The sequence below is a fragment of the Thalassobaculum sp. genome (assembly GCF_965223715.1).
Classification (GTDB): Bacteria; Pseudomonadota; Alphaproteobacteria; order Thalassobaculales; family Thalassobaculaceae; genus Thalassobaculum.
This window is the reverse complement of the sequence record NZ_OZ245012.1, coordinates 2163250-2187003: the sequence shown is the minus strand read 5'-3', so window position 1 is coordinate 2187003 and position 23754 is coordinate 2163250. Positions and strand designations below refer to the sequence as shown.

Below are 23754 nucleotides of genomic sequence, written 5' to 3'. Positions count from 1 at the left end.
CGATTGCGAAGACCGGCTGTACGGTTTTGAACATTGATGCGGCGCGGCATGAACGCTCAGTATCGATGTGGGAGATCAGACTGGGCGGCGTCTGCCGTGCTCGGAGGGTGCGATGATCAGCGACTGGGACAATCTGCGGGTATTTCTCGCGCTGGCCGAGGAAGGCAGCCTGACGGCGGCCGCCCGCAAGCTGAAGGTCAGTCATCCGACGGTCGCCCGCCGGGTGAAGGCGCTGGAGGACGAGCTCGGTTCCCGCCTGTTCGAGCGGCTGCCCGACCGCTTCGTGCCGACCCTGGCCGCCACCCATCTCCTGGACGAGGTCCGGGCGATGGAGCAGGCGGCCCAGGCGCTCGCCCGCCGCAGCGCGGGGCTGACCGACACCCATCTCGGCACCGTGCGGATCTCGGTCGACGAGACCATGGCGGAGTTCATCTCCCGCCATCTGATGCGGCTGCGCGAGAACCACCGCTGCATCGAGTTCGAGATCGCCGTCGCCCATATCTCGGCCAACCTGTCCCGGCGCGAGGCCGACCTGCTGATCCGCAGCACGCTGCCGGACAGCGCCCATCTGGTGGGCCGCAAGCTCGGCCGCTTCGCCTATGCGGTCTATGGCGTGCGCGGCTTCGCCTCGGACTGCGACGGCAGCGAGGACGCGTTGCGCGCGCTGCCCTGGATCGGCTTCGACGACGACCATGTCTACATGCCGGGCCAGCAGTGGCAGGTGGAACTGCTCAAGGGGACCGCGCCGGAGGTACGGACCAACAACGGCGTCGTGCTGTACCACGCGATCCATAACGGTCACGGGGTCGGGGTTCTGCCCTGCTTCCTCGGCGACAAGGACCCGGCCCTGGTTCGGCTGACCCCGATCCTCAGCGACGTGATCGTCGACGAGTGGATGCTGGTGCACCGGGACATGCGCTCCCTGCCGCGCATCCGCGTGGTGATGGATGCGCTGGTCAAGCTGTTCCAGGACACCCGCGCCGAGATGGAAGGCCGGATCGCCATTCCTACGCCGGTCAACGATCTCGCGGCCGTGGGAAGCTAGCCGCCGCAAGCTATCCCATCGCGTGACGCAGCGCCGCGTCTGCCAGCAGACGGGTGGAATCCAGGGTCGGCAGCGCCGAGTTCTTGTCGGAGAGGACGAGGGGCAATTCCGTGCAGCCCAGGATGACGGTATCGCATCCGCGGTCCCGCAGCCGCTCGATCAGCCCCTGCAGGTAGGTGACCGATCCGGGGACCTGAATGTCGTTCACCAGTTCGTCCATGATGATGCGGGCGACCTCGTCCTTCTCGTCCTCCTCCGGCCGCAGGAATTCGATGTCCTCCGCCGCCAGCGCCTCGGGATAGACCGCGCTGTCCACCAGCCATCGGGTGCCGAGCAGGGCCGTCCGGCGCACGCCGCGCCGCCGCGCCTCCGCCGCCACCACCTCGGCGATGTGCAGCCAGGGCAGGGGGGAGCGTGGGCGTACATGATCCATTGCGGCGTGGATCGTGTTATCGGGACAGATCAGAAACTCCGCGCCGGCCGCCGCCAATTTCTCGGCCGACCGCAGCATGATCGCGCCGACGCCGGTGAGATCCCCGGCTTCCAGCGCTACCACATAGTCCGCCAGCGACGCGCCGTGCAGCGCCACCTCCGGATGGGCGTGCGGCCCGAGGAGCGCCGGCGCTCGGGCGCAGATCGTGCGGTAGCAGAGCGCCGCCCCTTCCGCCGAGCAGGCAACGATGCCGATGGTCCGTTGTCTTCCGTCGCCTGACCGAAGGCTGGCGGCAGGGGCATTCTCGGAGTAGGTCATGGCGATCTCTCGGTCGGCGGATCGTTCGATATATAGAACGACCATCGCTGCCGTCAAACCCGGAGCGTTGCGCGATGACCCTTGAGACGCCGGAAGACGCCGCCCGACGCGGTACCTTCGCCCGGTTGCTGCAGGCCAGGCGGCAACAGCGTGGCATGACCCTGAGCGCGCTGGCGCGGGCGGCGGGGATCGCCAAGTCGAACCTGTCGCGGCTGGAATCGGGCGACGGCAATCCCAGCCTGGAGACCCTCTGGGCCCTGAGCGGGGCGCTGGGCGTGACGGTCAGCGACCTGATCGATCCGCCCACGGGTCAGGCGCGTCTGGTGCGCCGGAGCGAGGCGGTCGATATGCGGGCTGAGACGTCGGATTACGGGGTCACGCTGCTGTCGCGCTGTCCGGCCGGGGCGACCCGCGATCTCTACCGGGTCACCTTCCAGCCCGGCGCCCCCAAGATCTCGTCACCCCATGCAACGGCGAGCGTCGAGCATGTGGTTCTGCTGTCCGGCCGAGCCCGGGTCGGGCCGGTCGGCGCCGAGGAGGAACTGGGGCCGGGAGACTACCTGACCTTCCCGGCGGCCCGCGACCATGTCTACGAGGCGCTGGAGCCGGATACCGAGGCGCTGATCGTGATCGAGAGCGGCTGATCCGGGGGCTTCAGCGGCGGGTGTCCACCAGATCGATGGTCACCAGGAGGTGCGTCACCTCGTCGTCCGCGCCGGTCAGCGGCAGGATGAGGTGGTCGCGAAGGGTGACTTCCTTGAACGGCCCGACATAGGGCACCGGCATGTGCACGGGTTCGCGGCATTCCACCGCCTGGCGCAGGCCGGTCATGAGCGGGCCGTCATCGGTGATGTGGGGCAGGGACCCGACCGTTTGACCGGTGTAGTTGCCGCGCGAGGCCGAGCGCACGGCGTCGCCAATCACCCGGAACCGGAAATCGGCGCCGCCGTCGATCACGTCAAGGAACACCACATGGGTCAGCAGGCGCGGAATGTCGGTCGGGTCGAAATCGACCCGCTGGGGCACGGGCCGATCGCCGCGGATCGACTTCCAATATGCCAGACTCTCTTCAACCGGCGACATGCTTGACCAATCCCGTTCGAGATATCGAGGGCTCGTCGAGACGGACCCGCCCGAAAAAACGTGGCGCCGCGAGCGTTCCAGCCGCCGCGAGTCCGGGCAAGAGTCAACGAACCGACATTCAGGCGCCATGGCGCCGATAGGGCCGCAAGATACGGCGCAGATATTAAGCTTTCGTATAATGGGAGGATTAACGGACAGGCTCCGGAAACCGACTGCGACCGGTGACCCCGGCGGCTGCCTAGCCCCTGCGCCGGTGCCAGGCCTTATGGGCCTCCTCCAGGGCGAGCAGCACCAGGGCCACCGCCAGCATCGAGGCCCATTCGTGCCAGCCGATCGGCTGGATCGCCAGCACGTCGCTGAGACCGGGCACGTACATCGAGCCGATATGGACGAGTTGGGCGATCGGCACTGCCAGGACCAGGAACGGGTTGGCCAGCAGCGGGATGCGGAAGATGGACCGGGTCTCGGACCGGCTGCACAGGGCGTGGATATTGCCGAACAGCACCATCAGCATCAGCGTCAGGTTTCGCGCCATGTCCAGGTCGTAGCCCATGGCCAGCAAGGCGTCGAACGTGGCGTAAGCCAGCACGCCCATGGCGCCGCCGATGATCAGCACATGCTCGATGATCCGACGCTCGAAGATCGCTTCACCCGGCCGGCGCGGACGCTTCGACAGCTCGCCGCCCTCCTTGGGCTCGAAGGCCAGCGCCACGTCCTGCAGCCCGTTGGCGACCAGGTTCAGCCAGAGGAGCTGGACGGCGGTCAGCGGCATCGGCAGGCCGATGAGCACACAGAGGAAGAACAGCAGCAGGGCCGAGAAGCCGGTCGCGATCAGCAGGCCGACCACCTTGCGGATGTTGTTGTAGACCACCCGGCCCTGCTCGACCCCGTCGACGATGGAGGAGAAGCGGTCGTCGGTGATGATCAGGTCGGCCGCCTCCTTGGCGACGTCGGTGCCGCGCTTGCCCATGGCGATGCCGACATTGGCCCGATGCATGGCCGGCGCGTCGTTCACCCCGTCGCCCGTGACCGCCACGAAATGGCCGGCCCGCATCAGGGATTCCACGATCTGCTGCTTCTGCAGCGGCTCGATCCGGGCGAAGACCCGGGCATCGCGGACCAGGGCGTCCACATGCTCCAGACCCTGGGCCTCGGCCGCCTTCAGGTCGCTGCCGGTGACGACAGGATCGTCGGGACCGGCGATGTCCAGGTCGCGGGCGATGGCATGGGCGGTGGCCGGATGGTCGCCGGTGATCATCGCGACCTCGATTCCGCCGGCGCGGCAGCGGTCCACCGCCTCGCGCGCCTCCGGGCGGATCGGATCGATCATCGCGACCATGCCCAGCAGGGTCATCTCCTCCATCGCCCGCAGCGCCGGTCCGCGCTCCGGCAGCTCGCGATGGGCAAGCGCGATCACCCGGTAACCGTCGCGCGCCAGGGCTTCGAACTGGGCGGTGACGGCGGCGCGGTCGATCGGCACCCGGCCCTCCGCGGTCTGCATATGCGTAGACATGGCCAGCAGCTTTTCCGGGCTGCCCTTCACATGCAGGAAGTGCCGCTCCGACCAGCGGGTCAGGCTGCCCGACAGCGCGCGCTCCGACTCGTAGGGCACCAGCTCGAGCCGGTCCTGTTCGGCGTTCAGAGCGCTGATCGACAGGCCAAGCTTCTTTGCCAGCACCAGGAAGGCCACGTCGACGATGTCCCCGTCGAAATCCCAGGTCTCGCGGCCGGCGTAGTCCAGGTGGCTCTCGTTCGCCAGGGTGCCGGTGGTGCACAGCGCCCGCAGCCGGTCCATATGGGCGGCAACCGGGATGGCGGCACCGTTGCCGTCGTCGTGCTCCTCCACGGTGCCCGGCCCGATCCCGGCGCCGGTCACGGCGAAGCTGATCCCGTCGGGCAGCACGATCCGGCTGGCGGTCATTTCGTTGACGGTCAGGGTGCCGGTCTTGTCGGAACAGATGAAGGTGCAGGAGCCGAGCGCCTCCACGGCGATCAGCTTGCGGATGATGACGTTGTGCTTCGCCATGCGGTCCATGCCGATCGCGAGCGCGACGGTCAGGGCGGCGGGCAGGCCTTCCGGGATGGTCGAGACGGCGAGGCCGATGGCCATCAGCGCCATTTCCGAGCTGCTGTAGCCGCCGACCGCCAGCATCAGCGCGACCAGCGCGGCGATAGCGACGGCGATGCCGGCGGCGACCTGATAGGTGAACCGGCGGACCCGGATCATCAGCGGCGGCTCGGACACGCGGCGGGCGCTGACCTCGCCGGCGATCGAGCCGAGCTCGGTGCCGAGACCGGTGGCGATGACCTCGCCCTCGGCCCTGCCGTGGGTGATGACGGTTCCGGCGAAGCAGGTGTCCCGCCGCTCGGCGAGCGGCGCGTTCGCCGCGACGGCGACCTCCATGCTCTTGGCGACGGCGACCGACTCGCCGGTCAGCATGGACTCGTCCGCCGCCAGGTTCTGGGCGTCGCGCAGCCGTACGTCCGCCGGCACCTTATCGCCGGAGGCGAGCAGCAGCAGGTCGCCGGGGACGACCTCCTCGCTGTCGATCGTGCGCGGTCTGCCGTCGCGGATCACCCGGGCGGAGCCGCGCACCATCTTGCGCAGGGCGGAGGCGGATTTCTGGGCCGCGTGCTCCTGCACCGTGCCGATCACGGCGTTGATCAGAAGGACGGCGACGATGAAGGCGCCGCTCGGCACCTGGCCGATGGCGAAGGACACGATCGCCGCGATCATCAGGATGTAGATGAACGGGCTCAGGAACTGGCGGATGAAGAGGGTGGCGAGGCCGGGCGCCTTCGGCTCCGGCAGCCGGTTCGGGCCGTACTGGCGAAGGCGCGCGTTCGCCTCGTCCTGGGTGAGACCGGTCGGGACCGTCATGGGCCGTGTCCAATCGTGCTGCGTGCGCTCCGGTATGACGCAATCGATGTTGCACTGCAATGCGACCGCGCGCCGCCGTGGAGCGCCAGTTTGGAACCGTTCGACCTCTGGGCCGTTTCCTCCACCGGATCAGCATCATAAAGAGCGAAGCCGCCCATGGGCGGACTATCCGCTCACCACCATGTCAGGAGAGTGAGATGGCGACGAACACCATGGAGCGCCCGTCCGGCAGCGGGAAGAAATCGGACACCATCGTTGATGTTATCGCCGCGGAGCATAACCGGCTGCGCGCGCTGTTCGACCGTCTGCACGCCGAGAAGGACGCCGACAAGAAGGCCCGCAACGACCTCTGGGCGAAGACCAAGAAGGAGCTGCTCGCCCATCACGAGGCCGAGGAGGAGAGCCTGTTCAACGCCCTGGTCCAGACTTCCAAGGACGCCCGTCACGAAAGCCTGCATGCCATTTCCGAGCACGGCGAGCACAAGAAGGTGATCGAGCAGATGGAGGACATGTCTCCCGACGACGAGGACTGGGACGACAAGTTCGAAGAACTGCGCCACGACGTCTTCCACCACCTGGAGGAGGAGGAAGAGGACGTCCTGCCGCTGGTCGGCGATGTGCTCTCCGACGAGAAGGCCCGCGAGCTGGGGGCCAAATACCGGAAGATCCACGCCGACGAGATGGGCGACTGAACCTCCCGCCTTGATCAGTCCGGGCGTGATCCGACCGGGATTGCCGGCCGCGCTTCTGAGGGGAGGCGCGGCCGGTGGTCGTTGTGACCGACGTTCAGGCCGCTTCCACCAGGGCCGGCTCGGGCCAGGCCAGGTGCCACTGGGTCGCCGCCTCGTAGGCCTGGCCGACCCGGAACACCGTCGCCTCGTCGAAATAGCCGCCGACGATCTGCATGGACAGGGGCAGGCCGCTCTCGCTGAAACCGATCGGGATCGACATGGCCGGGTTGCCGGTGACGTTGAACGGCATGGTCTGCATCGGCCAGGCCAGCGGGAAACCTTTCTGCGGGGCGTCGATCAGCGGGGCCGGGGTCATGGACGAGGGGGCCAGCAACACGTCGTACTGCTTCAGGAAGATGCTGTTCACCTCCTGGCTCAGCTCCCGGCGCAGGCGCTGGGCCTGGACCAGGTCGGCGGCCGAGATGTAGGCCCCCAGCATGATCCGCTCCATGGTGAGCTGGCCGAAGTCGAGGGGGCGGGTCTTCAGATCCTCCTCATGGATGGCGTAGGCCTCCGCCAGTAGGATCACCCGGCCGCAGGAATTGTACTGGGTGAAGGGTGAGGCGCCCTGGACGTCCTCCACCACCGCACCGAGGCTGCGCAGGGTCTCGCAGGCCGCGTCGATGGCGGCGCTGCATTCCGGCGCCATGCCCTCGGCATCGGCGTAGAACGAGCGCAGCAGGCCGATCTTCATGCCCTTCACGCCGGCGTTCAGCGTGGCCCGGAAATCCCGGATCTCCACATTGGCGCTGGCCGGGTCGACGGCATCGTAGCCGGCAACGGCCTGTAGGGTGATCGCCGCGTCCTCCACCGTCTTCGACAGCGGACCGCAATGGTCCAGGGTGTAGGACAGCGGGAACACGCCGCGCCGGCTCACCAGGCCGTAGGTCGGCTTGATGCCGATGACGCCGCAATAGGCGGCCGGGCCGCGGATCGAGCCGCCGGTGTCGGACCCCATGGCGGTTCGGGTCATGCCCATGGCGACCGCCGCACCGGAGCCGCTGGAGGAGCCGCCCGGACCGTGGTTGCGGTTCCAGGGATTGCGCGCCGGCGGGAAGGGCAGGTCGAAGGACGGGCCGCCGAAGGCGAACTCGTGGGTCGACAGCTTGCCGAGCAGCACGCCGCCGGCCGCCGCCAGCTTCTCCGCGCAGATGCTGTCGGTCGCCGGGACCACGTCCTCCCGCAGCTTGGAATGGCAGGTCGAGCGGATGCCCGCGGTGTCGTAGATGTCCTTCAGCCCATAGGGAATGCCGTGCATCAGGCCGCGATCGGTCCCGTCGGCGAGCTCCTTGTCGGCCTTGGCGGCATCCTGCATCGCCCGGTCGCCGGTCACCGTGATGAACGCGTTCAGCGCCGGATCCAGCTCGGCGATGCGCGTCAGGCAGTGCTCGGTGATCTTGGCGGAGGTCAACGACTTGTCGCGCAGCTTCGCGCCCAGCTCGGCGATGGACAGGGTTTCCAGTGGTTCGGTCATGGGGCCGCACTCCGGGTGATGGTGTCGGGAACGAAGATTCCGGCCGGCTCGGAGGCGGCGGTCCGCGGGCGACGCAGGTCCGCGACCATGGCCTGCAGGCCGACGAAGCCCTCATAGATCGTCCCCACCCGGTCGGGCGGGAGGGTCAGGCCGTTCAGGGCGGTCATCGCCTCGAAGGCCTGGCGCATGGTTGCGGATCGATCGTCGCTGGACATGGCGGAACTCCTCGGGAAATGGCGGGTGCTACGCGGGCGGAACCGCGCGCGCAGACGAATTGTATCCAAAAAGCCCCCTGCGCCGTCCAGTCTTTTTGCAATGCACAATTTAGTGGCGATGTCGGGTCACGCTGCGGCAACGTTTTCAGGCGTTTATTGCGCCGTTCCCGCCCGTGTCGTCCCTTGATCTCGATTTATGGCAACCAAATGCGCAGAAAATGGATTCAAACTGTGCACAATATTGCGTCGCACCATAATATTGGGCGGACAATTTGCCGTCCGCGCGTCTCTTTCTAGTGCTGGTTCTCGGGTCCGTTCTCGATCTGGGAAGCCGTTACCGCGTTGAATACGCGTGGTTTTATTTCCGCGTTTCCGATTCAACACCAGGCGTTGTCGGTTAATTGGATACAATTTTGCCAATTTCGGCATGCCGATTGCAGAACCCTTCAGCCATGTCGCGGGTCGGCGGCTCGCCCGGTTGCTCGAAAGAGCGGGGGCGGACCGGCGCCGAAGGAAGTCCGGCGGAGTTCCCCATCGGGAGATCCAACCGGGCTCGGGGGCGTTGCGGATGGCGCGGCGGGTACAGGCAAGGAGGCTTCATAATGCGTAACTTCAAGACACTGGCATCGGCGATCGCCGTGTCTGCCGGGCTGGCGATGACGGCGCTTCCGGCGTCGGCCGAGTCCGTGCTTCGCGTTGCCATGACGGCAGGCGACATTCCGATCACGATCGGCCAGCCCGACCAGGGGTTCGAGGGCTACCGCTTCGTCGGCTACAACCTCTACGACACCCTGACGCTGTGGGACCTGTCCCAGGGCGAGACGGCGGCCGACATCAAGCCGGGTCTCGCGACCTCCTGGGACATCGATCCCAACGACCACACCCGCTGGATTGTCAAGCTGCGCGAGGGCGTGAAGTGGCATGACGGCTGCGACTTCGTGGCCGAGGACGTGGCCTGGAACTTCGCGCGCGTGTCGGACGAGAACGCGCCGCAGTTCAACGCCAAGCAGTTCGCGGACATCCGCAACCGCACCGGCATCATCGACAAGGTCGAGGTGGTGAACGACCACGAGGTCGTGTTCGTGACCAAGCAGCCCGACGCGCTGTTCCCCTACCAGCTCTCCTACTGGTTCATGATCAGCCGCTGCAAGCTCACCGAGCTGGGCAACGACTATGAGAAATACGCCGTCGATCCCTCGGGAACCGGTCCGTACAAGTTCTCCAGCATGGTCGCCCAGGAGCGCCTGGAGCTGGTCAAGAACGAGTCCTACTGGGACGAGAAGCGGATCCCGAAGCATGACCGTCTGGTCCTGATCCCGATGCCGGAGGCGACCACCCGTGCCGCCGCCCTGCTGTCGGGCCAGGTGGACTTCATCGAGGCGCCGTCGCCGGACACCATTCCGCGGCTCGAGTCCGCCGGGATGAACATCGTCACGGCCCCGTATCCGCATAACTGGTCGTACCAGCTCAACTTCGTCGACGGCGCGTTCAAGGACGTGAAGGTCCGCCGTGCTGCGAACTACGCGCTGAACCGGCCGGAGTTCAAGGCGCTGCTCGGCGGCTACATGATCGAGGGCTATGGCATCGTCCCGCCGTCGACCCCGTATTACGGCAAGCCGGAATACGTCTACGAGTACGACCCGGAGAAGGCGACCGCGCTCCTGAAGGAGGCCGGCTGCCACCCGTGCAAGATCACCCTGGCGATCTCCACCTCGGGTTCCGGACAGATGCAGCCGCTGCCGATGAACGAACTGGTGAAGAGCCAGCTCGACGCGGTCGGCTTCGACACCACCCTGGACGTCATGGACTGGAACGCGCTGCTCGATGTCGGCCGTCCGGGCCGTGAGAAGAACCCGCAGATCGACGGCATCAACATCAGCCGCGCCCTGCAGGATCCGTTCAGCGCCCTGATCCGCCACGTCTACACCAAGCAGCACGCGCCGAAGGGCTCGAACTGGGGGCACTACTCCAACCCCGAGGTCGATACCGTGATCGATGAGATCTACGCGGCTTTCGATCCGAAGACGCGCATGGAGAAGCTGACCAAGCTGCACGAGCTGATGGTCGACGACGCGACGATGCTGATGGTCGCCCACGACGTCAATCCGCGCGCCATCGCCCCGAACGTGAAGGGTTTCGTCCAGGCCCAGAGCTGGTTCCAGGACCTCACCCCGATCGTGGTCGAGTAAGCCCCGACCAAAGCAGGTCCGGCCGGCCCGCCCACCCGGGGCCGGCCGGACCCACCCTCGCCAGAGCCATCTCCGAGCGGAAGGGACCCTCCATATGACCGCCTATATCCTGCGCCGCCTGCTGTACGCGATCCCCATTGCGCTGGGCGTAAGCATCGTCTGCTTCGCGCTCGTCTACATCGCTCCCGGCGACCCGCTGAACACCCTGCTTCCCGAGGATGCCAGCGCCGAGACCATCGCCATGGTCAAGAAGGCCTACGGCTTCGACAAGCCGATCCCGGTCCAGTACCTGATCTGGCTCGGCAAGGTCCTGACCGGCGATCTCGGCAACTCCATCGCCACCGGCCGCGCCGTGACGGACGATCTCTTCAAGGCCCTGGGCAATACGGTCCTGCTCGCCGCCGGCGCGGTGATCGTGGCCTTTACCCTGGCCTTCATCATGGGCTTGGTTGCCGGCTACCACGCCGGTGGTCCGGTCGACCGCGGCGTCACCGGCCTCGCCGTCATCGGCGTCAGCATCCCGAACTACTGGCTCGGCATCGTGCTGGTGATCATCTTCGCGGTCGAGCTGAACGTCCTGCCGGCGACCGGCATGGGACCGCGCGGCTCCGACACCTTCAATTTTTGGGAATGGAACCACTTCCGCCATCTGCTGATGCCGATGGTCACCCTGTCGATGATCCCGATCGGCATCATCACCCGCACCACCCGGGCGGCCGTCGCCGAGATCCTGAACCAGGATTTCGTCGAGACCCTCCGCGCCAAGGGGCTGGGGGAAGGGGAGATCCTGTTCCACGTGATCAAGAACTGCCTGCCCCAGGTGCTGGCGGTCATGGGCCTGCAGTTCGGCTACCTGATGGGCGGGTCGATCCTGGTGGAGACGATCTTCACCTGGCCCGGCACCGGGTTCCTGCTCAACAAGGCGATCCTGACCCGCGACCTGCCGGTCCTGCAGGGCACGATCCTGGTCCTGGCGATGATCTTCGTCGCCACCAACCTGGTCATCGATCTGCTGCAGACGATGGTCGACCCGCGCCTGAAGCGCGGCTGACGCATCGGAGGAAGAGCCATGGCAAACATCACCATGTCCCAGGCCGATACCGCCGCCGTGCAAGGCGCGCCGGCGGTCCGGGTGCGCAGCTACTGGCAGAATGTCGGGTACCGGCTGCGTTACGACTACCTGACCCTGTTCTTCGGTGCGGTGGTCCTGATGATCATCCTGTCGGCGATCTTCGCGCCGCTGCTGGCGCCGATGGATCCCTACGAGAGCAGCCTGATCAACCGGCTGAAGCCGATCGGCTACAAGGACTTCGTCCTCGGCACCGACGAGCTCGGCCGCGATATCCTGTCCCGGCTGCTCTATGGCGGGCGGATCTCGCTCACCATGGGCATCGTCCCGGTGCTGCTGGCCACGCTCATCGGCGGCACGCTCGGCATCATCGCCGGCTTCGTCGGCGGCCGCACGAACATGGTGATCATGCGGATGGTCGACGTGTTCTACGCCTTTCCGTCGATCCTGCTGGCGGTGGCGATCTCCGGGGCCATGGGCGGCGGCATCGTCAACGGCATGCTGTCCCTGACCCTGGTCTTCATCCCGCCGCTCTGCCGGGTGGCGGAGACCGCGACCTCCCAGGTCCGCAACCTCGATTTCGTCGAGGCGGCGCGCGCCACGGGAGCGGGAACCCTCAGCATCATCCGCGTCCATATCCTGGGCAACGTGCTGGGGCCGATCCTGGTCTACTCGTCCAGCATGGTCAGCGTCAGCATCCTGCTGGCCTCGGGCCTGTCCTTCCTTGGCCTCGGCGTCACCCCGCCGGAGCCGGATTGGGGCCTGATGCTGAACACACTTCGCCAGGCCATCTACATCAACCCGATGGTCTGCGCGATCCCGGGGGTGGCGATCCTGATCACCTCGATCTGTTTCAACCTGGTCAGCGACGGTCTGCGCGCGGCCATGGATGTCCGACTGTAGGGAGCGAGCCGATGACCATGACGGACGAGACCCGGAAGGTACCGGCCTTGAGCGCGGTCGACCGCAAGGATGCCCGTGACCGCGGCGGCGAGCGTCAGCCGATGCTCATCGCCCGGGAGCTGAAGAAACACTTTCCCATTACCGGCGGTGTGCTGAACCGCACCGTCGGCCATGTCCGCGCGGTGGACGGGGTCAGCTTCACGGTGATGAAGGGTGAGACCCTGGGCGTGGTCGGCGAGTCCGGCTGCGGCAAGTCCACGCTCGCCCGGCTGCTGATGCACCTGATCGAGCCGGACAGCGGCGAGCTGATCTTCGACGGCGACGCGGTCGGTGAGAAGGACGGGCTGATGGTCCGCGACATGCGCCGGCTGATGCAGATGGTGTTCCAGGACAGCTACTCGTCGCTGAACCCGCGCATGCCGATCGAGGACTCGATCTCCTACGGCAAGAAGGTGCACGGGGCGACCGAGAAGGAGGCCAAGGAGGCGGCCCGCGAGCTGCTGACCAAGGTCGGCCTCGACCCGAACCTGTTCGGCCCGCGCTATCCGCACGAACTGTCCGGTGGCCAGAAGCAGCGGGTGAACATTGCCCGCGCCCTGGTGCTGGAGCCGCGGGTGGTGATCCTGGACGAGGCGGTCTCCGCCCTCGACAAGTCGGTGGAAGCCCAGGTCCTGAACCTGCTGCGCTACCTCAAGCAGCACTTCAACCTGACCTACGTCTTCATCTCGCACGACCTGAACGTCGTCCAGTATGTCAGCGACCGGGTGCTGGTGATGTATCTGGGCGAGGTGGTCGAGATCGGTCCGGTGGACGAGATCTACGAGAACCCGAAGCATCCCTATACCCAGGCGCTGCTGGCCTCGCGGCTGTCGATGGATCCGGAGGACCGGATCGAGGAACCGCCGCTGGTCGGCGATCCGCCGAACCCGATCAACCCGCCCTCCGGGTGCCGGTTCCGCACCCGCTGCAAGCACGCGGAGAAGATCTGCGAGATCGAGCGGCCGGTGCTGGGCGAATGGCTGTCGGCGGAGGCCCATGTCACCGCCTGCCACATGTTCGTGCCGAATTCCGGCCACTCGGCGGCGGCCGGCGGCGTGCCGACCGCTCCGAAGCCCAAGCCGTCGGCCACGGCCATGGCGGGCGGCGATTGAGGGAGGGCTGCACCATGACAGAAACCCCGCTGGTCCGTCTGCAGGACCTCAACGTCAAGTTCGTGACCCGCGAGACCACGGTGAACGCGGTGAACGACGTGAACCTCACCCTGAAGGCCGGCGAGGTGCTGTGCATTATCGGCGAGTCCGGGTCGGGCAAGAGCGTTAGCATGCGCGCCCTGATGCGCCTGCTGCCGGAGCGCCGTACCCGGATCACAGGAACGGTCGAGGTCGACGGCAAGGACGTGCTGTCGTTGAAGGGCAAGGAACTGTCCGACCTGCGCGGCGGCCTGGTCTCGATGATCTTCCAGGAGCCGATGACCGCCCTCGACCCGGTCTACACCGTCGGCCACCAGATCGCCGAGACGGTGAAGCGGCACGAGGGCTGCACCTACGACCAGGGCATGGAGCGGGCGCTTGAGCTGCTGGAGTTGGTGAAGGTTCCCTCCGCCGAACGCCGGCTGAAGGCCTATCCGCACGAACTCTCCGGCGGCCTGCGCCAGCGCGCCATGATCGCCATGGCCCTGTCCTGCCGCCCCAAGCTGTTGCTGGCCGACGAGCCGACCACCGCGCTCGACGCCACGGTGCAGATCCAGGTGCTGATCCTGCTGCGCAAGATCCAGGCGGAGATGGGCATGGGGGTGATCTTCGTCACCCACGACCTGGGCGTGGCCGCCGAGATCGCCGACCGGGTCGCGGTCATGTATGCCGGCCGGATCGTGGAGACCGGCACGGTGAAGGAGGTGCTGGGCAACCCCAAGCACCCCTATACCCAGGGCATGCTGTCCTCCACCGTGCACGGCAACATGCGCGGCAAGGACATCGAGGCGATCCCCGGCTCCCCGCCGGACCTGCGCGCCATGCCGCCAGGCTGCGCCTTCGCGCCGCGCTGCAAGTTCGCAGAACCTGCCTGCACCGCAGAACTGCCGCCGGAGGTGATCTTCGATGCCGGCCGCATGGCCCGCTGCATCAAGGTGGCGCCGGACCAGGCGCGTCAGAAGGAACTGGTTCCCGCCGAATGACCCCCACCGAAGAAACGCCGTCGCCAGGGAGGCTGACATGATGAACAAGACCGACATTTCCCAGCGCGTGATCGACTTCGTGACCGCGCGGCTGGGCACGCCGCATCCGCATGCCAATCTCGAGCCGTCGAAGACCGCGCTGATCGTCATCGACCTGCAGAACGGCTTCATGATGGACGACGTGGCCCACGCACTCTGCGTCCAGGCCCGCGACATCGTGCCGAACGTGAACAAGCTGGCCGAGGCGGTGCGCGCGACCGGCGGACAGGTCTACTGGATCCAGAACACCCACGACGCCGACTGCATGGAAACCTGGTCGAACCTGCACGCCATGACCCCCCCGGCGAAGGTCGCCAAGCGGATCGAGTCCATGTCGCCGGGCGGCATCGGCCACCAGCTCTGGGCCGAGCTCGACGTGAAGGAGGGCGACCGCAAGGTCCTGAAGAACCGCTACTCCGCCTTCGTGGAGGGTTCTTCCGACCTGCACGAGATCCTGAAGGCCGAGGGCATCGACACGCTGCTGATCACCGGCACGCTGACCAATGTGTGCTGCGAGTCCTCGGCGCGCGACGCGATGATGCTGAACTACAAGGTGGTCATGGTGACCGACGGCAACGCCGCGATCACCGATATCGAGCACAACTCGGCCCTGACCAACTTCTACCTGACCTTCGGGGACATCTTCTCGACCGACGAACTGGTCGAGATCCTGCACAAGAACTCCGGCGTCGCTCAGGTGGCTGCCGAATGAGCAAGCCCAAGGTCGCAGTGATCGGCACCGGTGGCACCATCGCGTCGATCGGCAAGGGACCCCTCGATATCCTCGACTACGGAGCCAACAACTCCATGCTCGAGGTCGACAAGATCATCGAGATGTTCCCTGAAGTGAATCTGGTCGCCGACGTGCTCGTCGTGCCGTTCCGCGCCATTCCCAGCCCGTCCATGGGCTTCGCCGAGTGGAAGGAGCTGGTGCTCAAGATCGACGAGGTGGCGGCGGCCAATCCGGACCTCGCCGGCTTCGTCGTCACCCACGGCACCGCCTCCCTGGAGGAGACGGCCTATGTCCTCCACCTGACGGTCAAGACCGACCTGCCGGTGGTGGTGATCGGCTCCCAGCGGCCGTCGAGCGCGCTGTCCACCGATGCCGGGTTCAACCTGGTCAACGGCATCCGAACGGCGGCCAGCCCGCAGGCGAAGGGCATGGGCGTGATGACCCTGCTCAACGACGAGATCCAGTCGGCCCGCGAGGTGACCAAGACCTCCACCTACCGGATGCAGACCTTCCGGACCCCGGATTTCGGCTGTCTCGGTCATGCGGACGGGGATGCGGTGGCGTTCTACCGCAAGCCGCTGCGCCGCCACGCGCCGGATACCGAGTTCGACATCCGGACCATGGACAGCCTGCCGCGGGTGGATATCGCCTACGCCTATTGCGGCGCCGACGGCACGGCGGTGCGGGCGTTCGTCGAGGCGGGGGCCAAGGGCATCGTGTCCGCCGGCTTCGCCCCGGGCTTCTGCGGGCCGGGCGACGAGGAGCCGCTGAAGGAGGCGGTGGGGAAGGGCATCACCGTCGTCCAGTCCAGCCGGGCCGGCAGCGGCCGCACCTTCAAGAGCACCAAGCTCAAGGAGAACGGCTTCCTCATCGCCGACAACCTGAACCCGCAGAAGGCCCGCATCCTGCTGGCCTTTGCCTTGGCGGTGACCAGCGACCCGGCGGAGATCGAGCGGATCTTCGCCACCTACTGACGGAGTCCGCCCATGGCGACCGCCGACCCCGCTCAGGCGGCGGATCCGGTCCAACCAGACGGCCGGCGCGGCATCGTCCTGATGCTCGTCGGCCTTCTGCTGTTCTCGATCCTGAACGGCGTGGTCAAGGCGCAGACCGAGCTGTTTCCGGTCGTGCAGATCATGTTCTTCCGGAACTTCTTCGCCATGGTGCCGCTGGGCATCGTGATCCTGTTCTTCGCCCGTCGCCGCTCCCTGATGACGCGGCTGCCGCAATGGCACCTGTTCCACGCGGTGATCGTCTCCGCCGGCATCGCCCTGATCTTCGCCGGATATCAGCGCCTGCCTTTGGCCGATGCGACGGCGATCAACTTCGCCTCGCCGCTGATCATTACCGCCCTGTCGGCCCCGCTGCTGGGCGAGCGGGTCGGCTGGGCGAAATGGGCCGCCGTGGCGGTCGGCTTCGCCGGGGTGATGTTCATGGTGCAGCCCAGCGGCGACGTGGTCCGCGAAGGGGCGATCTACAGCCTGGCCGGAACGGTGCTGACCGCCGGCGGCACCCTGGTCGCCCGCCATCTCAGCAAGCACGACAGCACGATGACCATCGTCTTCCTGTTCATGGCTTTGTCCTCGGCCATGGTGGTGCCACTGTTGCCGGCAGTCTGGGTGACCCCCACCCCCTGGCAACTCGCCGGGCTGATCGCCATGGGGCTGGCATCGGGCGGGGCGCAGTACATGACCACCCGCGCCCTGTATCACGCGCCGGCGGCGACCATCGCGCCGATGAACTACTCCAAGATGATCTGGGCCCTGCTGATCGGCTTCTTCGCCTTCGGTGACTGGCCGGGCCCCGTGGTGTTGGCGGGGTCTGCGCTGGTGCTGGCCAGCACATGGGTGGTGTATCGGAGCGAGGGGCGCAGCGAAGGGCGGTCGAAACCGCCCTCCGCCTGATCGCTCACTCCGCCGCCGCGGCCCGGGCGGCCAGCATGGAGGGCCGGTGCTTGCGCCACTCGGTGGCGGCCTCATAGGCGGCACCGACCTGGAACACCGTCGCCTCGTCGAACGCCTTGCCGACGATCTGCATCGACAGCGGGAGCCCGTTGCTGTGATAGCCGGTGCAGATCGACATGGCCGGGCTGCCGGTGACGTTGAACGGCTGGGTCATCATGCCCGACAGCTTCATCGGGTCGTCGCCCAGACTGTCGAACCGGCCGGCCGTCACCACCGAGCACGGCGCGATCAGCGCGTCGTACTGGCCGAGGATCACGTTGTTCACCTCGATCGCCAGCTCGCGCCGGACCCGAAGCGCCTCCACATAGTCCGACCCACGCACGAAGGCACCCGCCATCAGCCGCTCCCGGGTCGGCCGGCCATAGAGTTCCGGCCGCTCGATCAGGTCGTGCTCGTGGATGGCGTAGCATTCCGGCAGCACCAGCAGGCGCGCGCAGGCCTGGTACAGGGCATAGGGCGAGAGCTGGACCGTCTCCACGACCGCCCCTTCCGCGCGCAGCACGTCGAGGGCGGTGTGGATCGCCTTCACCGCTTCCGGGTCGGCGGTGCCTTCCTCCTCGATCCAGTGCTCCACGAAGGCGATCTTCTTTCCGGCCACACCCTTGGTCAGGGACGCCGTGTAATCCGGTACCGGAACGTCGGCGCTGGCGGGGTCCAGCGGGTCGAAGCCGGCGATCACGTTCATGGTGATCGCCGCATCCTCCACGCTCCAGCTCAGTGGGCCGCAATGGTCCATGGTGTAGGACAGCGGGAAGACGCCGCGCCGGCTGACCCGCCCGTAGGTCGGCTTCATGCCCACCGTGCCGCACAACGCTGCCGGACCCCGGATGGAGCCGCCGGTATCGGAGCCGAGCGCCATCCGGGTGATGCCGACGCCGACCGCGGCCCCGGACCCGGAGGAGGAGCCGCCCGGGATATGGTCGAGGTTCCAGGGGTTGCGTGCCGGCGGGAAGAAGGTCTCCTCGGTCGGCCCGCCGGTGGCGAACTCGATGGTCGCGCATTTGCCCAGCATCACCGCCCCGCCGTCGAGCAGGAGCTGCACCGAATGGGCGTTGGCGTCGGGCACGAACTCCGAACGCAGATGCGACTGGCAGGTGGTGAGCACGCCGGCCGTGTCGTAGATGTCCTTCACCCCGAACGGCACGCCGTGCATCGGGCCGAGATCGGTGCCGCTTGCCAGTTCCTTCTCGGCGGCCGCCGCTCGGGCCAGGGCCAGGTCGGCGGTGACCGTGTTGAAGCTGTGCAGGGTGTTGTTGGTCGCCTCGATCCGCTCAAGGGCGGCCTCGGTCACGGCAACCGGGGAGACCGAGCCGTCGCGGAAGCCCTTGCCCAGCTCGGCGATGGAGAGATCCAGAAGCCCGGTCATACCGCACCGCCTTTCCCGCCGTCTGCCAGACGGCTGACGGTCTCGTAGGCGAAGACGTTGGCGGGTTCCAGAGCGGCCGGCTTGCGGCTGCGCACCACGTCGGTCCAGGCCTGGACCTGCTTGAAGGCGTTGAACATGGTCTGGTCGCGGTCCTGCGGGATGCGCAGGCCCGCGCGCTCGATCAGGCCGTCGTACTGACGGCGGAGGGCGTCGTCGTCCATGGTGTGTCTCCCTGAAGGAAGGAGCGCGCGTTGGCGCACCCAAGGTCCCTGTCATGGAGAACGGTAGACCCGGTTCAGATTGGATACAATTCGCAAACGAACATCAGTTTGTGTCCTGGCGCTCACGGCCCAGGCCGTGAGACCGTGGCCGCTCAGGCCTCCGCCTTGCGCTTGCGGGCGGCCCGTTGCTCGGCGCGCACCGTATAGAACGAGGTGGCGCAGATAAGCGCGGCACCCACGAGGGTCGTAACATCGGGAAGTTCCAGGAAGATGACAAAGCCGATGATCGTGGCGAAGACCAGCCGCGAATAGTCCATCGGAGCGACCGCCGAGGCCTCGCCCTCCTTGAAGCCCTGGATGTTGCAGAGCTGGCCGACCACCGAGAGCAGGCCGATGGCGAACATGATGCCCCACTGCTCCAGCGTCGGCGTCACCCAGAAATAGATGGTCGGCACGATCATGATGATGCCGACCATGATGGCCTGGTAGCTCAGGATCGTGACCGGCCGGTCGTATTGCGAAACCTTCCGGATGATCACCATGACGGTCGCGGCGGCCGCGGCGCCGACCACGGCGAGTAGCGAGTACATGTTGAAGCCGTCCGCGTCCGGCTTGACCATGACCAGAACGCCGATGAACCCCAGCAGGACCGCGAACCAGCGCCGCGGGCCGGCGACCTCATGCAGGAAGATCAGGGCGAGCAGCGTGACGAACAGGCTCTTGGCGAAGCTGATCGCCGTCGCTTCGGCCAGGGGAAGATGCACGAAGGCGGTGAAGCCGCAGACCATGGCGATCACGGCCATGCACACGCGGGCCAGATGCAGCGGCAGGTGGTTGGTCTTCAGGATGGCCGGATAGCCGGAGATCAGCACCGGCAGCACCGTGCAGGTCATGGTGATCTGGCGGAACATCAGGATCTGCACGACCGGGATTGTATCACCGATCTGCTTGATCAGCGCCGTCATGATCGTGAAGAAAAACCCGGCGATCACGATCCATACGGCCCCGCGCGCGTTGGGGGACAGGGCAGCGAACGCCGTTCGCCCCGGCGCCGAAACGCGCTCGAGGCTGGCCCTCAACACATTGAAAGAATGAAAGAAGCGGGAGGATGAACTGGGGTCTAACGGCGCGCTGACCTGAGGTTCGCTTGACACGTAGGGGAGCTTTCTTGCGGGTGGACCGATCCTCCGACCGAGCCTCCTATCCATGCGCCTGTTGGACATTGGATGCAATACGCCTTGACGGAAACAGTGTGAACGCTACCTAACGCGGATCGGAAGTGATATAGAGCGGGGCACCGGCGCAAGAACCGGTGCGTGGGGCAGGAGGCGGTTTCCGCCTGACCGGCTCTCACGGGTAAGTCGGAAAAATGGGGCCGCCGGAGCCGGACGGCCCATGGTTGGGATGAAACAGTCGATGGCAACACGCGGACAATCCGTCGCCCGCACCCTGCGGGACGGCGTGCTCGACGGGACCTACAAGCCCGGCGCGCGGATGAACGAGGTCGATATCTCAAACGCGCTCGGCGTCTCCCGCACCCCGGTGCGCGGCGCGCTGGGCGTGCTGGCGGCCGAGGGCCTGCTCGATTACGTCCCGAACAGCGGCTACGTGGTCCGCCGCTACACGGTTCAGGATGTGGAGGATGTCTACGCCGCCCGCTCCGTGCTGGAGGGGCTCGCTGCGCGCACGGTCGCCGAGCGCGGGCTGCCGGACCATCACCGCGGCGTGCTGCACAAGGTGCTGTCCGAGACCCAGGCCCTGTGCGACGCCCAGGAGTGGAGCGAGGAGGTCCGCGACGCCTGGTCCCGGCTGAACGAAGCGTTTCACGAGACGATCTTCGAGGCGGCGGATAACCGGCACCTGCGCGAGCTGATCGCCAAATCACGCTCGATCCCGCAGCTTCAGACCGTGAAGTTCCGCTGGCACGATCTGGACACCCTGGTGGAGTCCTATTCGGACCATCTGGAGATCTTCGAGGCGATCGCCGACCGCCAGGGTGCGCGGGCCGAGTATCTGGCGCGCGAGCATGTCTACCGCTCGGGCCGCCGCCTGATCGCGAACTGGCGCCGGTTCGAGACCCAGGCACCGGTCAAGAAGCCGGTCCGCCGGGTGCCGCGCGCGGCCTGATCGTCAGTCGTCGGGGTGGGCAAGGGCCGGATCGATCCGCCTGGCCTCGTCCGGGGTGACCGGCCCTTTTGTCCCGGTGATCAGAGCATAGGTGCCCGGCTCCCGGTGCCGCTCGAAGGCGAAGACGCTGTCCCGGTAGGACCGGCACAGGTCGAGGTCGCAGGTCGCGACCACCAACTCGTCCTCCTCGGTCACCGCCTGGGCGATGGTCTCGCCGGTGGGGGCCACGATCAGGCTGCCCCCCATCTGGTGCACGCCTTCCTCGACACCGGCCTTGGCGACGCCGACCACGAAGGTTGCGTTCTGATAGGCGCCGGCCTGCATCACCAGTTCGTTATGGTGCCAGGACAGCCGGTCGTGTTCAGGCGCCGGCGGATTATGGATCGGCGTGTTGTAGCCGATCAGCACGATCTCGGCGCCCTGCAGGCCGAGCACCCGGTAGGTCTCCGGCCAGCGGCGGTCGTTGCAGATCGCCATCCCGATGCGCCCACCGAAGGCGTCGAACACCCGGAAACCGAGGTTGCCCGGCGCGAAATAGCGCTTCTCCAGGTGTTGGAAAGCGCGCCAGGGTTCGTGCTCCGCATGGCCGGGCAGGTGGATCTTGCGGTACTTGCCGACGATGGCGCCGGTTCTGTCGACCAGAATGGCGGTGTTGTAGCGGGTGCCGTCGGCGGCCAACTCCGCATAACCGAGATGGAACCCGATCCCGAGATCCTTCGACGCCTCGAACAGCGTTCTGGTCTTCGGTCCCGGCATCTCGCGCTCGTAGAACCGGTCGAGCTCGGCCTCGTCCTCGAAGTACCAGCGCGGGAAGAAGGTCGTCAGCGCCAGTTCGGGATAGACGATCAGGTCGGCACCCCGGCTCTTCGCCGTCTCCATCAGGCCGACCAGCCGGCTGACCGTCGCGCTGCGCGGCGCCTCAAGGGCGATGGGACCGAGCTGGGCGGCGGCGACGGTGAGAGGGCGCATGGGCATCATCCCGGATCGAGGTCTGCTGTCCGGGATGATGGAATGTTGCAGGTGCGAAGGGAAGACGCGAACCGCGCGGCGTCAGTCGCTCCAGCCGTAGAGCCGGGTCGGATTGTCCTGCAGGATCTGGCAGCGGGTCTCGGCCTCTGGGAACCAGTCGGCGACGGCGTGATACAGACCGGCGGTGTGGAGCGGCTGATACTGCAGCACCGTGTCGCTGGAGGCCGTGGCGCCGGAATGGTTCGGCGTATGCGGCCAGTCGCTGGCCCAGACCATGCGGTCCGGCGCCATGGCGTGGATCCGGCGGGCGAGATCGGCCACGCCAGCACCACCGGGCCCGGTGGAGATCCGGTAGGAGCCCGAGAGCTTCACCCAGGCCCCGCCCTCCACCAGCCGGCGCATGTCTTCCACATGCCGGTCGGGGGCCAGCGGGTCGATCGACCCGAAATGGTCGAGCACCAGCGGCACACCGAGTTTCGGCTGGATCGCGGCGAGATCGGCCAGAACCTCGGCGTCGCAGAAGACCTGGATGTGCCAGGTGCTCCCCGCCAGGAGCCGGTCGAGCTTGGGAAGAACCGTGACCACCGGGGCCGCCGACGCCCGGACCGAGCGCAGGTTCACCCGCACGCCGCGGACCCGTCGGGCATGCAGAGCGGCCAGTTCCCGGTCGCTGATCGTGTCCGCGACGATCACCGCCACACCCCGTGCCGCCTCGCCGAAGGCGTCCAGCGCGTCCAGGGTGCAGCGGTTGTCGGTGGCGTAGGCGCTCGGCTGCACGACCACCACCCGGGCGATGTCGGTATCGGCGACCGCCTTCCAATAGGCATCGACCCCCGCAGGCGGCACGGTGTAGCTGCGCGGTTCGGCGAAGGGGTAGTCCTTCTGGTCGCCGAAGATATGCATGTGGCAATCGACCGCCCGGAGCGTCATCGGCGGGCCTCCCTGGTGCATGGGTCGGGCGAGAAGCCTAGGCCGGCTGTCACCTTTCGGGCAATGCGTGGGGCGACACCGGGTTCGCGTCCGGGTTGCGGGTCGCGCGTGCCCGCGTGCTAGGCTGCGGGTCCTGCCCGTCTGCGGACCCGCCGATGCTCACTTTCGCCGTCGCCCTGTTCTTCCTGATCATCACGCCTGGGATCGGGGTGCTGACGACGGCCGGGATCGGTGCCGGTTTCGGCGCGGGGCCGGGCATCCGCTTCCTGGTCGGCCTGTTCATCGGCACCAACCTGGCCGCCCTGCTGGTGGTGACGGGGATCGCGGCGGTGGTTCTGGCCCATCCGGTCATCGGCCCGACTTTGCTGTACGCCTCGCTCGCCTATCTGCTCTACTTGGCGTTCCGCATCGGCTGGGCCGGGTCGCGGATCGCCTTCGTGGAGCGCAAGAGCCCGCCCGGCATTCCCGGCGGCATCGGGTTGCAGCTCATCAATCCGAAATCCTACGCGGTGAACACCACCCTGTTCTCCGGCTTCCACTTCATGGCCGAGGATCCGACGCTGGAGATCGCGATCAAATTCGCGATCATCAACGTGATCTGGATCCCGGTGCACCTGACCTGGCTGTGGGCCGGGGTGTCGCTGAAACGACTGGATCTCTCGCCGCGCACCCAGTCGGTGATCAACAAGCTGATGGCGCTGTCCATGGTCATCGTCGTGGTGCTTGCCGCCCTGCCGGCGGCGAAGTGATTCGCCGGAGGGTCAGGCGGGGGGCCCGCGCCCGGGACCGGGCGGCCCTCGCCAAGCCTCGGATTCAAACCACTAATTGCGCTTTTCCAGCCAGCGGTCAGAATAGGGCCATGGAAGCGGGCCTGGCCGGTCGATCGGGGGA

Annotated in this window: 23 protein-coding genes; 13 read left to right on the top strand and 10 right to left on the bottom strand. The window is 66.9% G+C overall.

Going from position 1 to position 23754, the window contains the following annotated elements:
• Positions 1–112: 112 nt before the first annotated feature.
• Positions 113–1045 carry a LysR family transcriptional regulator gene (locus tag ACOQOP_RS10110; protein WP_420566208.1) on the top strand — a complete coding sequence of 311 codons (933 nt, stop codon included), beginning with the start codon at positions 113–115 and terminating at the stop codon, positions 1043–1045.
• 10 nt (positions 1046–1055) lie between these two features.
• Here the strand turns inward: ACOQOP_RS10110 and ACOQOP_RS10105 are convergent, their stop codons facing one another.
• Positions 1056–1796, bottom strand: a complete 741-nt coding sequence (locus ACOQOP_RS10105; RefSeq protein ID WP_420566207.1) for an aspartate/glutamate racemase family protein — start codon at positions 1794–1796, stop codon at positions 1056–1058.
• Between the two features lie 74 nt (positions 1797–1870).
• Between ACOQOP_RS10105 and ACOQOP_RS10100 the strand changes: the two genes are divergently transcribed.
• A complete protein-coding gene (locus ACOQOP_RS10100; protein WP_420566206.1) occupies positions 1871–2440 on the top strand; it encodes a helix-turn-helix domain-containing protein in 570 nt (189 codons plus the stop codon).
• Between the two features lie 10 nt (positions 2441–2450).
• On the opposite strand, the gene ACOQOP_RS10095 is transcribed toward ACOQOP_RS10100, so the two are convergent.
• A complete protein-coding gene (locus ACOQOP_RS10095; RefSeq protein WP_420566205.1) occupies positions 2451–2879 on the bottom strand; it encodes a PAS domain-containing protein in 429 nt (142 codons plus the stop codon).
• 238 nt (positions 2880–3117) lie between these two features.
• Positions 3118–5760, bottom strand: a complete 2643-nt coding sequence (locus tag ACOQOP_RS10090; protein ID WP_420566204.1) for a cation-translocating P-type ATPase — start codon at positions 5758–5760, stop codon at positions 3118–3120.
• Positions 5761–5957: 197 nt separating this feature from the next.
• Here ACOQOP_RS10090 and ACOQOP_RS10085 point away from each other — a divergent pair, with 197 nt between their 5' ends.
• Positions 5958–6452, top strand: coding sequence for a hemerythrin domain-containing protein (locus tag ACOQOP_RS10085; RefSeq protein WP_420566203.1), 495 nt, complete (start codon positions 5958–5960; stop codon positions 6450–6452).
• A 94-nt stretch (positions 6453–6546) separates the two neighbouring features.
• On the opposite strand, the gene ACOQOP_RS10080 is transcribed toward ACOQOP_RS10085, so the two are convergent.
• Entirely contained in the window at positions 6547–7965 is a 1419-nt protein-coding gene (locus tag ACOQOP_RS10080) for an amidase (RefSeq protein WP_420566202.1), read from the bottom strand.
• The gene (locus ACOQOP_RS10075) at positions 7962–8180 is read right to left on the bottom strand and encodes a hypothetical protein (RefSeq protein ID WP_420566201.1); all 219 of its coding nucleotides are present in this window, start codon (positions 8178–8180) and stop codon (positions 7962–7964) included. Before ACOQOP_RS10075 ends, ACOQOP_RS10080 begins: the two co-directional genes overlap by 4 nt.
• 602 nt (positions 8181–8782) lie before the next feature.
• On the opposite strand from ACOQOP_RS10075, the gene ACOQOP_RS10070 reads away from it, so the two are divergent.
• The 8 genes from ACOQOP_RS10070 to ACOQOP_RS10035 all read left to right on the top strand — a co-directional run bounded on the left by ACOQOP_RS10070 (position 8783) and on the right by ACOQOP_RS10035 (position 17190).
• The gene (locus ACOQOP_RS10070; RefSeq protein ID WP_420566200.1) at positions 8783–10369 is read left to right on the top strand and encodes an ABC transporter substrate-binding protein; all 1587 of its coding nucleotides are present in this window, start codon (positions 8783–8785) and stop codon (positions 10367–10369) included.
• Between the two features lie 94 nt (positions 10370–10463).
• Positions 10464–11420 carry an ABC transporter permease gene (locus ACOQOP_RS10065; RefSeq protein WP_420566199.1) on the top strand — a complete coding sequence of 319 codons (957 nt, stop codon included), beginning with the start codon at positions 10464–10466 and terminating at the stop codon, positions 11418–11420.
• A gap of 18 nt (positions 11421–11438) precedes the next feature.
• Entirely contained in the window at positions 11439–12341 is a 903-nt protein-coding gene (locus ACOQOP_RS10060; RefSeq protein ID WP_420566198.1) for an ABC transporter permease, read from the top strand.
• A gap of 11 nt (positions 12342–12352) precedes the next feature.
• On the top strand, positions 12353–13492 hold the full coding sequence (locus ACOQOP_RS10055; protein ID WP_420566197.1) for an ABC transporter ATP-binding protein: 1140 nt from the start codon (positions 12353–12355) through the stop codon (positions 13490–13492).
• A gap of 14 nt (positions 13493–13506) precedes the next feature.
• Positions 13507–14514: an ABC transporter ATP-binding protein gene (locus ACOQOP_RS10050; protein ID WP_420566196.1), complete on the top strand. Its 1008-nt coding sequence runs from the start codon at positions 13507–13509 to the stop codon at positions 14512–14514.
• Between the two features lie 37 nt (positions 14515–14551).
• Positions 14552–15265, top strand: a complete 714-nt coding sequence (locus ACOQOP_RS10045; RefSeq protein ID WP_420566195.1) for an isochorismatase family protein — start codon at positions 14552–14554, stop codon at positions 15263–15265.
• Positions 15262–16260, top strand: a complete 999-nt coding sequence (locus ACOQOP_RS10040; protein WP_420566194.1) for an asparaginase — start codon at positions 15262–15264, stop codon at positions 16258–16260. The genes ACOQOP_RS10045 and ACOQOP_RS10040 overlap by 4 nt, the downstream gene beginning before the upstream one ends.
• Before the next feature lie 12 nt (positions 16261–16272).
• A complete protein-coding gene (locus ACOQOP_RS10035) occupies positions 16273–17190 on the top strand; it encodes a DMT family transporter (RefSeq protein ID WP_420566193.1) in 918 nt (305 codons plus the stop codon).
• 4 nt (positions 17191–17194) lie between these two features.
• Here ACOQOP_RS10035 and ACOQOP_RS10030 read toward each other — a convergent pair whose 3' ends face one another.
• The 3 genes from ACOQOP_RS10030 to ACOQOP_RS10020 all read right to left on the bottom strand — a co-directional run bounded on the left by ACOQOP_RS10030 (position 17195) and on the right by ACOQOP_RS10020 (position 19829).
• Positions 17195–18616 (bottom strand): amidase, encoded by a 1422-nt coding sequence (locus tag ACOQOP_RS10030; RefSeq protein ID WP_420566192.1) that lies wholly within the window; start codon positions 18614–18616, stop codon positions 17195–17197.
• The gene (locus ACOQOP_RS10025; protein WP_420566191.1) at positions 18613–18837 is read right to left on the bottom strand and encodes a hypothetical protein; all 225 of its coding nucleotides are present in this window, start codon (positions 18835–18837) and stop codon (positions 18613–18615) included. The genes ACOQOP_RS10030 and ACOQOP_RS10025 overlap by 4 nt, the downstream gene beginning before the upstream one ends.
• 152 nt (positions 18838–18989) lie before the next feature.
• The gene (locus tag ACOQOP_RS10020) at positions 18990–19829 is read right to left on the bottom strand and encodes a DMT family transporter (RefSeq protein ID WP_420566190.1); all 840 of its coding nucleotides are present in this window, start codon (positions 19827–19829) and stop codon (positions 18990–18992) included.
• A gap of 424 nt (positions 19830–20253) precedes the next feature.
• Between ACOQOP_RS10020 and ACOQOP_RS10015 the strand changes: the two genes are divergently transcribed.
• Positions 20254–20964 (top strand): GntR family transcriptional regulator, encoded by a 711-nt coding sequence (locus ACOQOP_RS10015; protein WP_420566189.1) that lies wholly within the window; start codon positions 20254–20256, stop codon positions 20962–20964.
• 3 nt (positions 20965–20967) lie between these two features.
• Here ACOQOP_RS10015 and ACOQOP_RS10010 read toward each other — a convergent pair whose 3' ends face one another.
• Together ACOQOP_RS10010 and ACOQOP_RS10005 are read right to left on the bottom strand one after the other, a co-directional pair.
• The gene (locus ACOQOP_RS10010) at positions 20968–21933 is read right to left on the bottom strand and encodes an N-carbamoyl-D-amino-acid hydrolase (protein WP_420566188.1); all 966 of its coding nucleotides are present in this window, start codon (positions 21931–21933) and stop codon (positions 20968–20970) included.
• An 81-nt stretch (positions 21934–22014) separates the two neighbouring features.
• A complete protein-coding gene (locus ACOQOP_RS10005) occupies positions 22015–22863 on the bottom strand; it encodes an amidohydrolase family protein (RefSeq protein WP_420566187.1) in 849 nt (282 codons plus the stop codon).
• A gap of 155 nt (positions 22864–23018) precedes the next feature.
• Here ACOQOP_RS10005 and ACOQOP_RS10000 point away from each other — a divergent pair, with 155 nt between their 5' ends.
• Positions 23019–23612: a LysE family translocator gene (locus tag ACOQOP_RS10000; protein ID WP_420566186.1), complete on the top strand. Its 594-nt coding sequence runs from the start codon at positions 23019–23021 to the stop codon at positions 23610–23612.
• Positions 23613–23754: the final 142 nt, after the last annotated feature.

Excerpts from the sequence above, each read along its gene's own strand:
- ACOQOP_RS10110 (WP_420566208.1), top strand. The coding sequence starts at position 113 with ATGATCAGCGACTGGGACAATCTGCGGGTATTTCTCGCGCTGGCCGAG.
- ACOQOP_RS10105 (WP_420566207.1), bottom strand. The coding sequence starts at position 1,796 with ATGACCTACTCCGAGAATGCCCCTGCCGCCAGCCTTCGGTCAGGCGAC.
- ACOQOP_RS10100 (WP_420566206.1), top strand. The coding sequence starts at position 1,871 with ATGACCCTTGAGACGCCGGAAGACGCCGCCCGACGCGGTACCTTCGCC.
- ACOQOP_RS10095 (WP_420566205.1), bottom strand. The coding sequence starts at position 2,879 with ATGTCGCCGGTTGAAGAGAGTCTGGCATATTGGAAGTCGATCCGCGGC.
- ACOQOP_RS10090 (WP_420566204.1), bottom strand. The coding sequence starts at position 5,760 with ATGACGGTCCCGACCGGTCTCACCCAGGACGAGGCGAACGCGCGCCTT.
- ACOQOP_RS10085 (WP_420566203.1), top strand. The coding sequence starts at position 5,958 with ATGGCGACGAACACCATGGAGCGCCCGTCCGGCAGCGGGAAGAAATCG.
- ACOQOP_RS10080 (WP_420566202.1), bottom strand. The coding sequence starts at position 7,965 with ATGACCGAACCACTGGAAACCCTGTCCATCGCCGAGCTGGGCGCGAAG.
- ACOQOP_RS10075 (WP_420566201.1), bottom strand. The coding sequence starts at position 8,180 with ATGTCCAGCGACGATCGATCCGCAACCATGCGCCAGGCCTTCGAGGCG.
- ACOQOP_RS10070 (WP_420566200.1), top strand. The coding sequence starts at position 8,783 with ATGCGTAACTTCAAGACACTGGCATCGGCGATCGCCGTGTCTGCCGGG.
- ACOQOP_RS10065 (WP_420566199.1), top strand. The coding sequence starts at position 10,464 with ATGACCGCCTATATCCTGCGCCGCCTGCTGTACGCGATCCCCATTGCG.
- ACOQOP_RS10060 (WP_420566198.1), top strand. The coding sequence starts at position 11,439 with ATGGCAAACATCACCATGTCCCAGGCCGATACCGCCGCCGTGCAAGGC.
- ACOQOP_RS10055 (WP_420566197.1), top strand. The coding sequence starts at position 12,353 with ATGACCATGACGGACGAGACCCGGAAGGTACCGGCCTTGAGCGCGGTC.
- ACOQOP_RS10050 (WP_420566196.1), top strand. The coding sequence starts at position 13,507 with ATGACAGAAACCCCGCTGGTCCGTCTGCAGGACCTCAACGTCAAGTTC.
- ACOQOP_RS10045 (WP_420566195.1), top strand. The coding sequence starts at position 14,552 with ATGATGAACAAGACCGACATTTCCCAGCGCGTGATCGACTTCGTGACC.
- ACOQOP_RS10040 (WP_420566194.1), top strand. The coding sequence starts at position 15,262 with ATGAGCAAGCCCAAGGTCGCAGTGATCGGCACCGGTGGCACCATCGCG.
- ACOQOP_RS10035 (WP_420566193.1), top strand. The coding sequence starts at position 16,273 with ATGGCGACCGCCGACCCCGCTCAGGCGGCGGATCCGGTCCAACCAGAC.
- ACOQOP_RS10030 (WP_420566192.1), bottom strand. The coding sequence starts at position 18,616 with ATGACCGGGCTTCTGGATCTCTCCATCGCCGAGCTGGGCAAGGGCTTC.
- ACOQOP_RS10025 (WP_420566191.1), bottom strand. The coding sequence starts at position 18,837 with ATGGACGACGACGCCCTCCGCCGTCAGTACGACGGCCTGATCGAGCGC.
- ACOQOP_RS10015 (WP_420566189.1), top strand. The coding sequence starts at position 20,254 with ATGGCAACACGCGGACAATCCGTCGCCCGCACCCTGCGGGACGGCGTG.
- ACOQOP_RS10010 (WP_420566188.1), bottom strand. The coding sequence starts at position 21,933 with ATGCGCCCTCTCACCGTCGCCGCCGCCCAGCTCGGTCCCATCGCCCTT.
- ACOQOP_RS10005 (WP_420566187.1), bottom strand. The coding sequence starts at position 22,863 with ATGACGCTCCGGGCGGTCGATTGCCACATGCATATCTTCGGCGACCAG.
- ACOQOP_RS10000 (WP_420566186.1), top strand. The coding sequence starts at position 23,019 with ATGCTCACTTTCGCCGTCGCCCTGTTCTTCCTGATCATCACGCCTGGG.